The following is a 14,659-nucleotide window of genomic DNA, read 5'->3' as shown; positions in this document are numbered from 1 at the left end:
CGGCATCTCCGCGCAGCTGGCCAAACGGACGGGCCACGTCGCGGCGTACATGACCGGCGCCGGCGTCGCGGCGTCGGGTTTCGGCCTGCCCGATATCGGGCTGGTCACCGCCAGCGAAATGGCCGACCGCGTCCGGATGATCGCCGACGCGCTGGGCGACGTTCCGCTGATCGCCGACGCCGACACCGGCTACGGCGCGCCGATGAACGTGGTGCGCACGGTCCGGTCCTACGACGCGGCCGGCGTGGCGGCTATCCAGTTGGAAGACCAGGTGTTTCCCAAGCGGTGCGGTCACCTGCCGGATAAGCAGGTCGTCGACGCCGCGGTGTTCGAACAGACGCTCGCCGCCGCCCTGGACGCCCGGTCCGACGACGCCCTGCTGGTGGTGGCCCGCACCGACGCGCGCGCCCCACTCGGCCTGGACGCCGCGATCGAGCGCGCCAACCGGTACGCGCAAGCGGGCGCCGACATCATCTTTGTGGAGGCGCCGCAGGGCGCCGACGAAATCGAGCGCATCGCACGCGAAGTCGAGGCTCCCCTGCTGATCAATCTCGTGCTGGGAGGCATGACGCCGCTGCAGTCCGCGTCGCGGCTGCAGCAGTTGGGTTACGCGATCGCCATCCATCCGAGCAATCTGCTGATTCAGGCGACATTGGGCATGCTGCAAGGCCTTTGCGAACTCAACGGCACGGACGCCGCGGCCCATCTGCCGAACAGTCCCGGAGACTTCTTCAACCTGGTCGGCATGGCGGAGTGGCTCGCCCTCGACGACAAGTACGCACGAACCGAGGACCCCTCATGGGCATGACCGTCATCGAAAAGATCTTCGCCCGCAAGGCCGGCCAAGACTCGGTGGCACCGGGCGACACCGTCGTGGTCGACGTCGACATGACCGTCCTGATCGACCTGCAGTTCGCCACCATGTGGATACCGCCCAACCGGATCCACGACCCCGACAAGCTCGCGGTCGTGATGGACCACGCCGTGCCCGCGCCGACGATCAAGGACGCCGCCGGCGGCGGGCAGGCCCGAAAGTTCGTCGCCGACTTCGGCATCGAGCGTTTTTATGACGTGGGCCGGCACGGCATCTGCCACCAGGTCATCGCCGAGAACGGCCTGGCGCGCCCGGGAGAGATCCTGGCCTGCACCGACTCTCACACCTGTGCCGCCGGCGCGTACAACACCGCGGCCCGCGGCCTGGGACCCGCCGAGGTGTACTCGATCATGTGCACCGGCACGACGTGGTTCCAGGTCGCGCCGACAATCCGCTACGAACTCGACGGCGTCAAACCGAACACGGTGAGCGGCAAGGACATCTTCCTGCACATCGCCAACGAATACGGCGACGCGCCCAACCTGAACCTGGAATTCGGCGGGCCCGGCCTGGCCGGCATCCCCATGCACGATCGCCGTACCATCGCCACCCAGGGCGCCGAGGTGTCGGCCGATTTCAGCACCTTCGAACCCGACGCGGTGCTGGCCCGCTTCCTCGACGACACCGGAGTCACCGGATACGACGCGGCCGCACCGGATCCCGACGCGAACTACCGCGACGTCCGGCATATCGACCTCTCGACGCTGGAACCCTATGTCGCCCGGCCAGGCACCGTCAGCCGCAACGGGCTACCCGTGTCGCGGCTGGACCGGCAGAAGGTGGACCAGGCGTTCATCGGCTCGTGCGCGAACGGCCAACTCGAGGACCTCGAGATCGCCGCGGAAGTGTTGCGCGGCAAGACCGTCGCGCCCGGGGTGCGGCTGCTGGTCACCCCCGCCTCGCAGGCGGTGTACCGGGAGGCCATGCGGCTGGGGTACCTGCAGGACCTCGCCGACGCCGGCGCGGTGATCACCAACTCGACGTGCGGCGCGTGTTTCGGCTACCACATGGGCGTGGTGGGCCCAGGCGAGGTGTGCATCACGTCCAGCACCCGCAACTTCACCGGCCGCATGGGCAGCACCGAGGCGGAGATCTTCATGGCCTCACCGGCGACCTGCGCCGCGTCCGCGATCACCGGATACATCACGGACCCGAGGAGCGCGACGGCATGACGATCTCGTTTAGCGGCAAGCTCTGGGTGTTCGGCGACAACCTCAACACCGACGCGATGTACCCGGCCTTCGCCATGAAGATGGACCCGCCCGAGGCGGCCAAGCACATCTTCTACGAGGTGCGCCCGGGCTGGACCGACGCGGTCTCACCGGGCGACATCGTGGTGGCGGGCAAGAACTTCGGGCTCGGATCGTCGCGCCCGGTCGCGGCGCTGTTCACCGAGCTCGGGGTCGCCGGCCTCGTCGCCGAGGAATTCAACTCGTTGTTCTTCCGCAACGCCGTCAACGCTGGCCTGCCGGCAATGACCGTGCCCAACGCCACCGAGGTGTTCCGCGAGGGCGACACCGCGACCTTCGACCTGACCGCGGGCACCTGGCGCAACGACACCACGGGAGCCTCGGGCAGCGTCCCAAGACTGCCCGACCTGATCCTCGAGATCATCGAAAGCGGCGGCGTGCTACCCCGGTTGGCCGAACAGGGCTACCTGCCGGCCGAGCTCGGCGACGTCTTGCGGTCGAGCACGGTCGCCATGCGCGGCGCCGGCAGCGGCGCCTGATGTTGGGCCGGTTGCTGCGCGGAGTGCGGGCCGGCGCGGACCGAAGCCCATTGGCCGGCGGTGCTTTTGACGCGCCGGCGTCGATCGCGGTGAGCAGCCCGGCATTCGACGACGGCGGCCCGATGCCGCCGGCCTGCGCAGGCAAGGGCGTCGGTGACAATGCCTCGCCGCCGCTGCGTTGGGACGGAGTGCCGCCGGGTGCGCGGCAGCTGGTGCTCGTCATGGACGACATCGACGTTCCACTGCGCCGGCCGCTGCTGCATACCGTCGCGGTGCTCGAGCCCACGTTGGACGGCGTCGCCGCCAATGGGTTGCGGCCGGGAACCACCGGAATCCGGTTCATCCGAGCCGATCTTGGGCATCGCGGCTATGCCGGGCCGCGCCCGATTCCCGGGCACGGGCCACACCGCTACCGGTTCCACGTGTTCGCACTCGACGAGCCCATCCCCGACAACGTCACCACCGCCAAGGCCTTGCTGGCCGCGATGGCCGAACACGTGCTGGCCCGCGGGACGCTGACAGGCACGTACGAACGGTAACGCGCCCCAGCGATCAGGTCGCCCCATCCGCCACTTGAGTCACCGCGGGGTCGGGTGGGTCTTTTTGTCCACCTCGGAGCGACAACGAAGGCCGAACGTCACGACGCATCGGAGTCGCTACGAGGCGGGCACGTCGGCATCCCATCGGCCACTGACCTGCGGTTGGCAGTGGTTGGCAGCGTCTGGCGTCGATCTGGCAGCGGTTTCCGAGCAGCCTGACCCGTGTCAACCTTCGAGAAAGGAACACAATGTCCGCCACCACCATTGCCCGCACGGAAACGCGCGACGGGTTGCTTCGATTCACCATGCGCGCCGACGCCGTCATCAGCGGACTGGTCGGCCTGGCCGGTATTCCGCTGGCCGGCTGGCTCGCCGAGCTATCGGGCACGACGAAGGCATTCGAGTACGGCATGGGCGCGTTCTTGATCGCCTACGGCGTGGCCGTGATGGGGCTGGCCGCCTTGCCGTCGGTACGCCGCGCCGGCATGGGCGTCATCGTTGCCAACCTGCTGTACACCGCGGCCACCGTCGTTCTCGTGCTCGCGGATGTCTTTCCGTTGACCCCGGCCGGCGTCGTGTTGAACCTGGCGGCAGGCGCCTACACGCTGATCTTCGCGGAGCTGCAGTACCAGGGCTGGCGTCGCGCAAGGGCGTGAGCCGCTAGTCTTCGGGCACCTCGCGCTCGATCTCGTCGAGCCAGATGCGCGCCGACATGTCCGAGGGGGCGCGCCAGTCGCCGCGCGGCGACAGCGCGCCCCCGTGCGACACCTTGGGGCCGTTGGGCAAGGCCGAGCGCTTGAACTGGCTGAACGAGTAGAACCGTTGCACAAAGACGCCCAGCCAGTGCCGGATCTCCTTGAGCGAGTAGGACGGCCGCTTGTCCTCGGGGAATCCCGGCGGCCAGTTGCCCTGCTCGGGGTCGCTCCACGCGTGCCACGCCAGGAAGGCGATCTTCGACGGCCGGAACCCGAAGCGCAGCACATGGAACAACGAAAAGTCTTGCAGGGCAAACGGTCCGACCTTGGCCTCGCTGCTCTGCAACTCTTCCTCCTCGCCGCTCGGGACCAGCTCCGGCGTGATCTCGGTGTCCAGCACCGACTGCAGCACCTCGCACACGTCCGATTCGAACTGGCCCGACGAAATGACCCAGCGGATCAGGTGCTGGATGAGCGTCTTGGGGACGCCGCCGTTGACGTTGTAGTGCGACATCTGGTCGCCGACCCCGTACGTCGACCAGCCGAGCCCGAGCTCCGAGAGGTCGCCGGTGCCCAGCACGATCCCGCCGCGCTGGTTGGCCAGCCGGAACAGGTAATCGGTGCGCAGGCCGGCCTGGACGTTCTCGAACGTGACGTCGTAGACCTTCTCGCCGCGCGCGAACGGGTGGTCCATCTCCTTGAGCATGAGCCGCGCGGTCTCGGTGATGTCGATCTCGGCGAAGGTGACGCCCAGCGCGCGGCACAGCTCGATCGCGTTCCGCTTGGTGCGATCTCCCGTCGCGAAGCCCGGCAGCGTGAATGCCAGGATGTCGCTGCGCGGCCGTTCCTCGCGGTCCATCGCGCGGGCGGCGACGATCAGCGCGTGCGTCGAATCCAGCCCTCCAGAAATCCCGATGACCACCTTCGGGTAGTCCAGCGCGCGCAGCCGCTGCTCGAGCCCCGAGACCTGAATGTTGTAGGCCTCGTAGCAATCCTGTTCCAGCCGTTGCGGATCGGCCGGCACGAATGGGAAGCGCTCGATCTCGCGGTACAGCCCGATGTCGCCGGCGGGAGGATCGAGCCGAAACTCGATGCGCCGGAACGCCTCCGCCGTCGTCCGGTGGTGGCGCCGGTTGTCGTCGAAGGTGCCCATCCGCAGCCGTTCCGCGCGCAGCAGCTCGAGGTCGACGTCGGCGACGCTGCGTCGCTCCCCCTTCGGGAAGCGCTCGGACGTGGCGAGCAGCACACCGTTCTCCCAGACCATGGTCTGGCCGTCCCAGGCCAGGTCGGTCGTCGACTCGCCCTCCCCCGCGGCGGCGTAGACGTAGGCGGCCAGGCACCGCGACGACGCCGAGCGCGCCAGCAGGCACCGGTCCTCGGCGCGCCCGATCGTGATCGGGCTGCCAGAGAGGTTGGCCAGCACCGTCGCCCCCGCCAGCGCCGCCTCCGCGCTGGGCGGGATCGGCACGAACATGTCCTCGCAGATCTCGACGTGCAGCACGAAGCCCGGCAGGTCGGACGCGGCGAACAGCAGATCGGGACCGAACGGGGCCTCGATATCGCCGATGCGGATTATGCCGCGCTCGTCGTTGCCCGGCGCGAGCTGGCGGCGCTCGTAGAACTCCCGATACGTGGGCAGGTACGACTTGGGCGCGACGCCGAGCACCGCGCCGCGGTGGATCACCACCGCGGTGTTGTAGATGCGGTGCCGGAAACGCAGCGGGGCGCCGACGACCAACACCGGCAGCAGATCGGCCGATGCCGTGACGACGTCGGCGACGGCACCTTCGACATCGTCGAGCAGCAGGTCTTGCAGGACGATGTCCTCGATGGAATACCCGGACAGCGTCAGCTCCGGGAAGACCGCCACGGCGACACCGTCGTCGTGGCTTTGGCCCGCCAACCGCAGCACCGACTCGGCGTTGGCCGCCGGATCGCCGATCGCGGTGTGGTGGGTGCAGGCGGCGACGCGGACAAAACCCTGGTGGTAGGCGTTGTAAAAGTCCATGACCCTCCCATTGTCGCGCGACGGGCGTCAACTCGTCGCCGCCGGGTATCCCCAACGGCATGAGCGATACCGCTGTCGTAGTCGTCGACATGATGAACACGTATCAGCATCCCGACGCTGAGGATCTGATACCCAATGTCGAGAAAATCATGGACCCGCTCGCCGACCTGATCCGCCGCACGCGGGAGGCCGACGGCGTCGACCTGATCTACGTCAACGACAACTACGGCGATTTCGCCGCCCAGTTCTCCGACATCGTCGGATCCGCGCTCGACGGCGCCCGGCCCGATCTGATCAAGCCGATCGTGCCGGGCGAAGACTGCCGGGTGATGACGAAGGTCCGCCACAGCGCCTTCTACGCGACGGCCCTGGCCTACCTGCTCGGGCGTCTGGAGACCAAGCGGCTGATCCTCACCGGCCAGGTCACCGAGCAGTGCATCCTGTACACCGCGCTCGACGCCTACGTCCGGCACTTCCCCGTCGTGATCCCAACCGACGCCGTCGCCCACATCGACGCCGATTTGGGCAAGGCGGCGCTGAAGATGATGGAGCAGAACATGTCGGCCGAGCTGACCACGGCGGCCGACTGCCTCGGTTAGGGGCACCTGGCGCGAGGGTGCGCAAAATGCCGCGTTCGGCGGCGTGTCGGTGGACAAACACGCACTCTCGCGCGGAGTCGCTACCCTCGAGGCGTGGAATCGCCGGAACTCGTCGCGCTGCTCGCCGGCCGCCGGCTGGCGGTCCTGACTGGCGCCGGGATCTCCACCGACTCGGGCATTCCCGACTACCGCGGCCCCGATTCGCCGCCGAGCAACCCGATGACCATCCGCCAGTTCACCTCGGATCCGGTGTTCCGGCAGCGGTACTGGGCGCGCAACCACGTCGGGTGGCGGCACATGGACCACACCGCGCCCAACGCCGGGCACCGGGCGCTGGCCGCACTCGAGCGCGCATCGGTGGTGACGGGCGTGATCACGCAGAACGTCGACCTGCTGCACACCAAGGCCGGCAGCAAGAACGTGATCAACCTGCACGGCAGCTACGCGCGGGTGGTCTGCCTGCGCTGCCGGTACGGCATGAGCCGAGCCGCGCTCGCCGACGAGCTCGAGGCGCTCAACCCGGGATTCATCGAGCGCGCCGAGGCCGTCGGCGGCCTGGCGGTGGCTCCCGACGCCGACGCCGTCGTCGCCGACACCGCGTCGTTCCGCTACCTCGACTGCCCGCGCTGCGGCGGCATGCTCAAGCCCGACATCGTCTACTTCGGCGAGAGTGTTCCCAAAGACGTTGTGGCACAGGCATATTCGTTAGTCGATCAAGCCGACGCGCTGCTGGTCGCGGGATCGTCGCTGACGGTGTTCTCCGGCCACCGGTTCGTGCGCCACGCCGCCGCGCTGGGCATCCCGATCGCCATCGTCAACCGGGGACGCACCCGCGGCGACGAGCTGGCCACCGTGAAGGTCGACGGCGGCTGCTCGGAGTTGCTGACGCTGCTGGCGTGCGAGCTGGGGGCGCTGGCGCCCACGCCTTAGAAGCTGCAGGGCATGCTGCGGATGGCGTGGATGAAATTGCCCGGCACGTAGGCGGGTTCGGCCGCCTGGATGTCCGGGATCTGCCGGAGCAGTTCGCCGAAGATGGCGCGCAACTGCGCCCGGGCCACATGGGCGCCGAGGCAAAAGTGCACGCCGCCACCGCCGAAGCCGATGTGCGGGTTGGGGTTGCGGCTCAAGTCGAAACGGTCCGGATCGTCGAACGCGTCGGTGTCCCAGTTCCCGGACGGATAGAACATCACCACCTTCTCGCCCGCCCGGATGCGCTGGCCGCCGAGCTCGACATCCGTTGCCGCCGTGCGGCGAAAGGTCATCACCGGGGTGGCCCACCGGATGAACTCCTCGACCGCCGTGCCGATCCGGTTGTCGAAGTCGCCGCGCAGCCAGGCCCGCTGCTCGGGAAAGTCGGTGAGTGCCTTCATCGCGTGGCTGGCGGTCTGCCGGGTGGTGTCGTTGCCGGCGACGGCAAGCAGGACGAAGAACGCGGACACGTCGGCGTCCGACAGCCGGTCGCCGTCCACCTCGGCGGTCACCAGGCTGCTGAACAAATCGTCGCCGGGCCGCTCGCGCCGCTCGGCAGCCAGGGACCCGGCGACCTGATGGAGGTACATCTGGTTCTCGACCAATACCTCCAACGGGTTGCGACCGGCGAGGTAGACCGGGTCAGCCCAGGACACCAGCGCGTCGGCGGCATGGGCAACGCGTTCGCGCTCGGACTCCGGGATACCCACCATGTCCGACAGCGTCCGGATGGGAAGTTGCTTGGCGCAGTGGTCCACGAAATCGGCACCGGTGCCGGCGGCCCGCAGCTCTTCGACGATGGTCTTGGCGTTCGCCTGGATCGAGTCCTCGATGCGGCGGACCTGCCTAGGGGTAAAGGCGGCACTGACGACCTTGCGCAGCTTGGTGTGCCGCGGTGGATCCATCGCGAGGAAGGACTGCGAGGCCTCGAGCAGCTCCTCGGGGACGTTCTCGAAGATCACGCCTTTGCCGGACAGGAACACCCCGTTGTTGCGGCTGACCTCAACGATGTCCGTGCGCCGGGTGACCGCCCAATAGCCGGGGTCGTCGGGGTCGGGCATCAGGGACGCCTCGACCGGACGGTGCCAGCTGACCGGGCGCTCGGCCCGCAGCACCGCGAACGAACGCTCCCGCTCCGCCGCGGTCGTGGACCAGAACGCGCGCGACGACAGATCGATCGCGTCGTACGCATGGCTGCTGGACACCCCGGTCGCCACTGTCATCGTTGGCCCTCCGTCGCTTATGACCCCAGTCACTTGACAATATGATTAGACACTACGTCTAGTCAATATGTTGATCCCGTGGCTATGCTGGGCGAATGCCGTCCGTCACCCGAAAGGCGCAGGCCAATCGCGAACAGGGGCGTCAGCAGCGACGCGAGCAAATGGAGCGCCGGCTGCTGGACGCGACCGACCGGTTGATGCGCGACGGCGCCAGTTTCACCGAGCTCAGCGTGGACCGGCTGTCGAGTGAGGCCGGCATCTCGCGCGCCAGCTTCTACATCTACTTCGAGGACAAGGGCCACCTGTTGCGCCGCCTGGCGGGCCAGGTGTTCGCCGACCTCGCCGACAGCGCGGACCGCTGGTGGAGCATGGCGTGGCGCCACGACCCCGACGACCTGCGCGCGGCCATGGCCGGAATCATCGGCAATTACCGGCGCCACCAACCGGTGCTCGTCGCGCTGAACGAGATGGCCGGCTACGACGCGGTGGTCGGGGCGACCTACCGAAACCTGCTGACCGCCATCACCGGACGGGTGACCCGGGTCATCGAGGACGGGCAGGCCGACGGCTCCATCCGCCCCGAGTTGCCCCCGACGGCGACGGCCAGCGCGCTGACCTGGATGGTCGAGCGCGCCTGCCACCAGAACCTACCGACCGCCGCGGAGACCTACGACGCCGAGCTGGCCGAGTCCCTGGCTCAAATCATCTGGGGCGCACTGTATCTCGAGCCGATGCCGCCGAGCTGATCGGTCAGCGGCTCCCCACCGGCTTCAAGACCGGGCGCAGGGCGTGCAGCACGTCGGGATCCTCGATGGTGGCCGGCATCTCGTCATCGTGACCGTGCGCGATCCGGTGCATCGCCTTGCGGAGGATTTTGCCGGAGCGCGTCTTCGGCAACGCCGAGACGATGTCAACCCGCTTCAGGCACGCCACCGCGCCGATCTCGTCGCGGACCAGCGCGACCAGTTCGTCTTCCAGCCCGTCCCGCGCCGACCCGGCCTGCAGGACGACGAACCCGCGCGGGACCTGGCCCTTGATGTCGTCGGCCACGCCGATGACTGCGGCTTCGGCCACGGCGGGATGCGACGCCAGCACCGCTTCCAATGCGCCGGTGGACAGCCGGTGGCCTGCCACGTTGATGACGTCGTCGATTCGGCCCATGACGAACAGGTAGCCGTCCTCGTCGATGTAGCCGCCGTCGCCGGTCAGGTAGTAACCGGGATGCTCGCACAGGTAGGACGATTCGTACCGTGCGTCGTCCTCCCAGAGCGTCGGGAACGTCCCGGGCGGCAGCGGCAGGCCCAGGCAGATAGCGCCCTCCTCGCCGGGTGCGCAGCCGGTGCCGTCCGGCCGCAGGATCGCGACCTCGTAGCCCGGCATGGGCACGCCCGGCGAACCGACCTTGATCGGAAGTTCCTCCGCGCCAATCGGATTGGCCGCGATGGCCCAACCCGTCTCGGTCTGCCACCAGTGGTCGATGACGCGAACGCCGAGTTTGCCCGACGCCCAGCGGTACGTGTCGGGGTCGAGCCGCTCGCCGGCCAGGAACAGCGACCGCAAGCCGGCACGGTCGTATTGGCGCAGCCAGGCGCCGTCCGGGTCGTCCCGGCGGATCGCGCGTATGGCGGTCGGCGCGGTGAAGAGGGCCTTCACGTTGTGCTCGGTGATCACCCGCCAGAAGGCGCCGGGGTCGGGGGTGCCCACCGGCTTGCCCTCGTAGAGCACGGTGGTGGCGCCCGCGAGGAGCGGGCCGTAGACGATGTAGGAGTGCCCGACCACCCAGCCGATGTCCGAGGCCGCCCAGAAGACGTCGCCGGGGCCGATGTCGTAGATGTGCCGCATGCTCCACAGCAGCGCCACCGCATGGCCGCCGTTGTCTCGCATCACGCCCTTGGGTCTTCCCGTCGTGCCCGAGGTGTGCAGGATGTACAGCGGATCCGTCGCGGCGACGGCGACGGCCGGCGCCGGTTCGGCCCGGCCGATCAGGGTCTCCCAGTCCTGGTCCCGCCCGTCGACCAGGCCGCACCGCAATTGCTCTCGCTGAACGATGACACAGTGCCGCGGCGGATGCGCGCAGGCGTCGATCGCCGCGTCGAGCATCGGTTTGTACTCGACCCGCCGGGTCGGTTCGATGCCGCACGACGCCGAAACGATCACCGTGGGACGGGCGTTGTCGATCCGTGCGGCGAGTTCGTGGGCGGAAAATCCGCCGAAGACGACGGCATGCACGGCGCCGATGCGGGCACACGCCAGCATGGCGACGACGGCTTCGGGAATCATCGGCATGTAGATGACCACGCGGTCGCCCTTGCCCACCCCCAAGTCACGCAGGACGCCGGCGAAACGCGCTGTGAGGTCCAACAATTCGGAATAGGAGAAGGTGCGCTTCGTCGCCGTCACGGGTGAGTCGTAGATCAGCGCCGGCGCGTCACCGCGGTCGGCGTCGACGTGCCGGTCGAGCGCGTTGGCGCACGTGTTGAGTTCGGCGTCGGGAAACCAGCGGTAGAACGGAGGGCGGTCGTCGTCCAGGATTCGCCCTGGCGACCGGAGCCATGTCACGGCCGACGCCGCATCGGCCCAGAATGCCGCCGGGTCACCGAGGCTGGCCCGGTAGAGCTCGCGATAACCGTTCATTTATTTCCTCTGCGGACGAAGGTGACCGATGCCAGATGATAGGGCCGGATCCCGCGGGGCGATAGGGGCATTGGGCCCCGTCGGCGCGGCTCCTGTGACCAGGACAACATAGTTAGCGCCCTAACTATTAACGTACGATGCGAATGTGGCCGCGGCGACCGCTCCGGAAATCGACCCTCTTGCCCTCGAGCAGCAGGTCTGTTTCGCGCTGAGTATCACCAACCGCGCCGTCTTGGCGGTCTACCGGCCGCTGTTGGAGCCATTGGGGCTGACGCATCCGCAGTATCTGGTGATGCTGACGCTCTGGGATCACCAGAAGGCCGGGCACCAGAAACCGCTGTCGGTCAAGGAGATTGCCGCCACGCTGCAGTTGGATTCGGCGACGCTGTCGCCGATGCTCAAGCGCCTGGAGGCGTTGGGCCTGATCACCCGTACCCGAAACGCCGTCGACGAGCGCACCACCGACGTCAAACTCACCGACAGCGGCACCGCCTTGCGCCGGCGAGCGTGCAAGATCCCGCCCGCCGTCGTCGCGCGTCTGGGCGTCGACATGGACGAACTTCGGCACCTGCAGCAGGTGCTGACGCGCATCAACTCGGCCGCCCTGGCGGCCGGCGCATTACAGACCTGACCCCTGGGAGTAGGCATGACCACCAGCAAGCCCAACCTTTGGCAGTACATCGGCTATTCGTACGGTCGATGCCTTCCGGACTCGATGCGCAGCTGGGTCGCCAACGACCTGGCGGGCAAGGGAGCCGTGCGCCGGCACATGATCCGGTGGGCCATCCCGCCCCTGTTCGTGCTGGCACCGTTCTGGTTGCTGCCCGCCTCGCTGTACGTGCACACGGAGATGACGGTGCCGCTCTACATCTGGGCGCTGCTGATATCGCTTGCGTTGAACAAGGTTTGGCGGCGGCACCGGTTGGCGCAGCATGGCCTCAACCCGAACCTGGTCGACGTGATCAAGCGCGAGAAAGAGTCGAAGATGCACGAGGACTACGCCCGCCGGTACGGGCCGCGTCCCGAATCGGCCGCGTGGCAGGACAACAGCAGCCCGTTCAGTTAGCCGGCTACACCGCGACCAGGTCGTCGGCGTGCACCGCCGGCCGGCGCAGCTCGCCGGGCAGCTCGGTGGTCGATCGGCCCATCATGGTGGCCAGTTCGGTCGCGTCGTAGGCGACCACCCCCCGGGCCACCATGGTCGCGTCCGGTCCGCGCAATTCGACGACGTCCCCCGCATAGAACCGGCCCGAGACCGTGGTGATGCCGGCGGCCAGCAGCGAGCGGCGTTGCCGCACCACCGCGCGCACCGCACCCTCGTCCAGCGTCAGCGAACCGGCCGCCTCGGCGGCGTAACGCACCCAGAACCGGCGGGCCGACATCCGAACCGGCCGCGGCGCGAACACCGTTCCGCTCGAGGCGTCGCTGAGCGCGGTCGCTGCGTCGGTCGCCGCGGCCAGCAGCACCGGGACGCCGGCGTCGGCGGCCAGCAGCGCCGACGACATCTTCGACGCCATCCCGCCGGTGCCCAGGTCGCTGCCCGGGCCGGCGACCACACCCTCCAGGTCCGCCGCGCCGGACACCTCGGGGATAAACCTGGCGCCCTTGGTTTTCCGCGGATCGGAGTCGTAGAGGCCGTCGATGTCGGAGAGCAGCACCAGCGCCTCGGCGCCCACCAGGTGCGCCACCAGCGCCGAGAGCCGGTCGTTGTCGCCGAACCGGATCTCGTTGGTGGCCACCGTGTCGTTTTCGTTGACGATCGCCACCGCGTGCAGGGCGCGTAGCCGGTCCAGGGTGCGCTGGGCGTTGGTGTGCGAGGCCCGCACCGAAATGTCGTGCGCCGTCAGCAGCACCTGCCCGACCGTGCGGCCGTAGCGGGCGAACGCCGCGCTCCACGAGTTGACCAACGCCACCTGGCCCACGCTGGCGGCGGCCTGCTTGGTCGCCAAATCCTTTGGGCGACGCGATAATCCGAGCGGCTCGATGCCCGCGGCGATGGCACCGGACGACACGATGACGACGTCGGTGCCCGCCTTCATCCGCGCCTCGATGGCGTCGGCCAGTCCGGCCAGCCGGCCGGCGTCGAACACCCCGGACGGTGTCGTCAGTGCGTTGGTCCCAACCTTGACCACGAGGCTGCGCGCGGTTCGAATGGTTTCACGGTGCATACTCAAGAGCGCCGCTCCTCCTCATCGCTTCGCTCTGCATCGTCGCCGGCGCGCTCACGATTCGTCACCATGTTCGCGCCGCCGGCGGCGCGCGGCCTTGCGCTCGTCGGCACCGACACGTTCACTGCGTTCCAGCCGCGCGTCAGTGCCACGGCCGGACAACGCAACGTGTTCTCCCGCAGGCGTTTGCGGCTCCCAGTCGAACGTCATTTCCCCGATGGTCACGGCGCAGCCCGGCTTCGCGCCGAGCTTCAACAGTTCCTCTTCGACACCGAGGCGCGCGAGGCGGTCGGCGAGGTAACCCACCGCTTCGTCGTTGTCGAAGTTGGTCTGGCCGACCCACCGCTCGGGCCGGGCGCCGGTGACGACGAACCCGCCCTCCCCGTCCGGCTCGACGGTGAAGCCGCTGTCGTCGACGGGCAGCGGGCGGATCACCGGGCGCCGCGGCACGATCTGCGGCCGGGTGGCGTTGTACTCCGAGATCATCTGCCAGAGCCCAAAGACCAAGGGCTGCAGGCCATCACGGCTGACGGTGGAAACCAGAAACACCGGCCAGCCGCGCGCGGCGATCTCGTCGCGGACGAACTCGGCAAGCTCGCGGGCCTCGGGCACGTCGAGCTTGTTGAGCACCACCGCCCGCGGCCGCTCGGCCAGATCGCCCAGCGCCGCGTCCCCCTGCAGGGTCGGGGTGTAGGCGGCGAGTTCGGCTTCCAGCGCGTCGATGTCGGAGATCGGGTCGCGGCCGGGGTCCGCGGTGGCGCAGTCGACGACATGCACCAGCACGGCGCATCGCTCGATGTGGCGCAGGAATTCCAGGCCCAGGCCGCGCCCCTCGGAAGCCCCCGGGATCAGCCCGGGCACGTCGGCGACGGTGAAGGTGTGCTCGCCCGCCGACACGACGCCGAGGTTGGGCACCAGCGTGGTGAACGGGTAGTCGGCGATCTTCGGCTTGGCCGCCGAAATCGCGGACACCAGCGAGGATTTCCCGGCCGACGGAAACCCGATCAGCCCGACGTCGGCGACGGTCTTGAGCTCCAGCGTCAGGTCGCGGGCCTGGCCCGGCTCGCCGAGCAGCGCAAAGCCCGGGGCCTTGCGGGCCCGCGAGGCGAGCGCGGCGTTGCCGAGGCCGCCGCGGCCGCCGGCGGCCGCCTCGAAGCGGGTGCCCGCCCTCGGCGGCGGGTGGGGGGGGGGGGCCCCCGCCCCCGGCGCCGCCCGGCCCGG

At 68.9% G+C, this 14,659-nt stretch carries 15 protein-coding genes; 10 read left to right on the top strand and 5 right to left on the bottom strand.

Annotation, left to right across the window (positions count from 1 at the left end):
- The 5 genes from A9X00_RS23925 to A9X00_RS23905 form a co-directional block, all read left to right on the top strand.
- Positions 1–808, top strand: an 808-nt coding sequence (locus A9X00_RS23925; RefSeq protein WP_156772262.1) for an oxaloacetate decarboxylase, incomplete at its 5' end; no start/stop codon positions are given.
- Positions 799–2,046, top strand: coding sequence for an aconitase/3-isopropylmalate dehydratase large subunit family protein (locus tag A9X00_RS23920; protein ID WP_067159108.1), 1,248 nt, complete (start codon positions 799–801; stop codon positions 2,044–2,046). The genes A9X00_RS23925 and A9X00_RS23920, both read left to right, overlap by 10 nt.
- Entirely contained in the window at positions 2,043–2,603 is a 561-nt protein-coding gene (locus tag A9X00_RS23915; RefSeq protein ID WP_067159105.1) for a 3-isopropylmalate dehydratase, read from the top strand. Before A9X00_RS23920 ends, A9X00_RS23915 begins: the two co-directional genes overlap by 4 nt.
- Positions 2,603–3,142 carry a YbhB/YbcL family Raf kinase inhibitor-like protein gene (locus A9X00_RS23910; protein WP_067159102.1) on the top strand — a complete coding sequence of 180 codons (540 nt, stop codon included), beginning with the start codon at positions 2,603–2,605 and terminating at the stop codon, positions 3,140–3,142. The genes A9X00_RS23915 and A9X00_RS23910 overlap by 1 nt, the downstream gene beginning before the upstream one ends.
- A gap of 248 nt (positions 3,143–3,390) precedes the next feature.
- Positions 3,391–3,798, top strand: a complete 408-nt coding sequence (locus tag A9X00_RS23905; RefSeq protein ID WP_067159099.1) for a hypothetical protein — start codon at positions 3,391–3,393, stop codon at positions 3,796–3,798.
- A gap of 4 nt (positions 3,799–3,802) precedes the next feature.
- Here the strand turns inward: A9X00_RS23905 and A9X00_RS23900 are convergent, their stop codons facing one another.
- Positions 3,803–5,845 carry an NAD(+) synthase gene (locus A9X00_RS23900; protein WP_067159096.1) on the bottom strand — a complete coding sequence of 681 codons (2,043 nt, stop codon included), beginning with the start codon at positions 5,843–5,845 and terminating at the stop codon, positions 3,803–3,805.
- A 59-nt stretch (positions 5,846–5,904) separates the two neighbouring features.
- Here A9X00_RS23900 and A9X00_RS23895 point away from each other — a divergent pair, with 59 nt between their 5' ends.
- The gene (locus tag A9X00_RS23895) at positions 5,905–6,444 is read left to right on the top strand and encodes a cysteine hydrolase family protein (protein ID WP_067159093.1); all 540 of its coding nucleotides are present in this window, start codon (positions 5,905–5,907) and stop codon (positions 6,442–6,444) included.
- A gap of 93 nt (positions 6,445–6,537) precedes the next feature.
- A complete protein-coding gene (locus tag A9X00_RS23890; protein WP_067159090.1) occupies positions 6,538–7,374 on the top strand; it encodes an NAD-dependent protein deacetylase in 837 nt (278 codons plus the stop codon).
- Here the strand turns inward: A9X00_RS23890 and A9X00_RS23885 are convergent.
- Entirely contained in the window at positions 7,371–8,636 is a 1,266-nt protein-coding gene (locus A9X00_RS23885; protein WP_067159087.1) for a cytochrome P450, read from the bottom strand. The genes A9X00_RS23890 and A9X00_RS23885 overlap by 4 nt on opposite strands.
- 95 nt (positions 8,637–8,731) lie before the next feature.
- On the opposite strand from A9X00_RS23885, the gene A9X00_RS23880 reads away from it, so the two are divergent.
- Complete coding sequence (locus A9X00_RS23880; protein ID WP_067159084.1) at positions 8,732–9,382, top strand: TetR/AcrR family transcriptional regulator; 651 nt, start codon at positions 8,732–8,734, stop codon at positions 9,380–9,382.
- A gap of 4 nt (positions 9,383–9,386) precedes the next feature.
- On the opposite strand, the gene A9X00_RS23875 is transcribed toward A9X00_RS23880, so the two are convergent.
- Positions 9,387–11,270, bottom strand: a complete 1,884-nt coding sequence (locus tag A9X00_RS23875) for an AMP-binding protein (protein ID WP_067159081.1) — start codon at positions 11,268–11,270, stop codon at positions 9,387–9,389.
- Positions 11,271–11,415: 145 nt separating this feature from the next.
- On the opposite strand from A9X00_RS23875, the gene A9X00_RS23870 reads away from it, so the two are divergent.
- Both A9X00_RS23870 and A9X00_RS23865 read left to right on the top strand, forming a co-directional pair.
- Complete coding sequence (locus A9X00_RS23870) at positions 11,416–11,901, top strand: MarR family winged helix-turn-helix transcriptional regulator (protein ID WP_067159078.1); 486 nt, start codon at positions 11,416–11,418, stop codon at positions 11,899–11,901.
- A 15-nt stretch (positions 11,902–11,916) separates the two neighbouring features.
- On the top strand, positions 11,917–12,336 hold the full coding sequence (locus A9X00_RS23865; protein ID WP_067159075.1) for a DUF5313 domain-containing protein: 420 nt from the start codon (positions 11,917–11,919) through the stop codon (positions 12,334–12,336).
- 4 nt (positions 12,337–12,340) lie between these two features.
- Here the strand turns inward: A9X00_RS23865 and proB are convergent, their stop codons facing one another.
- Both proB and obgE read right to left on the bottom strand, forming a co-directional pair.
- Entirely contained in the window at positions 12,341–13,438 is a 1,098-nt protein-coding gene (gene proB, locus A9X00_RS23860; RefSeq protein WP_156772263.1) for a glutamate 5-kinase, read from the bottom strand.
- Positions 13,439–13,492: 54 nt separating this feature from the next.
- A partial coding sequence (obgE, locus tag A9X00_RS23855; protein WP_067159069.1) for a GTPase ObgE occupies positions 13,493–14,659 on the bottom strand: 1,167 nt, incomplete at its 5' end.

It is taken from the genome of Mycobacterium sp. 1245805.9, assembly GCF_001672915.1.
Lineage (GTDB): Bacteria > Actinomycetota > Actinomycetes > Mycobacteriales > Mycobacteriaceae > Mycobacterium.
The sequence above is the reverse complement of the archived record's forward strand: the minus strand, read 5'-3'. Positions and strand labels throughout refer to the sequence as shown.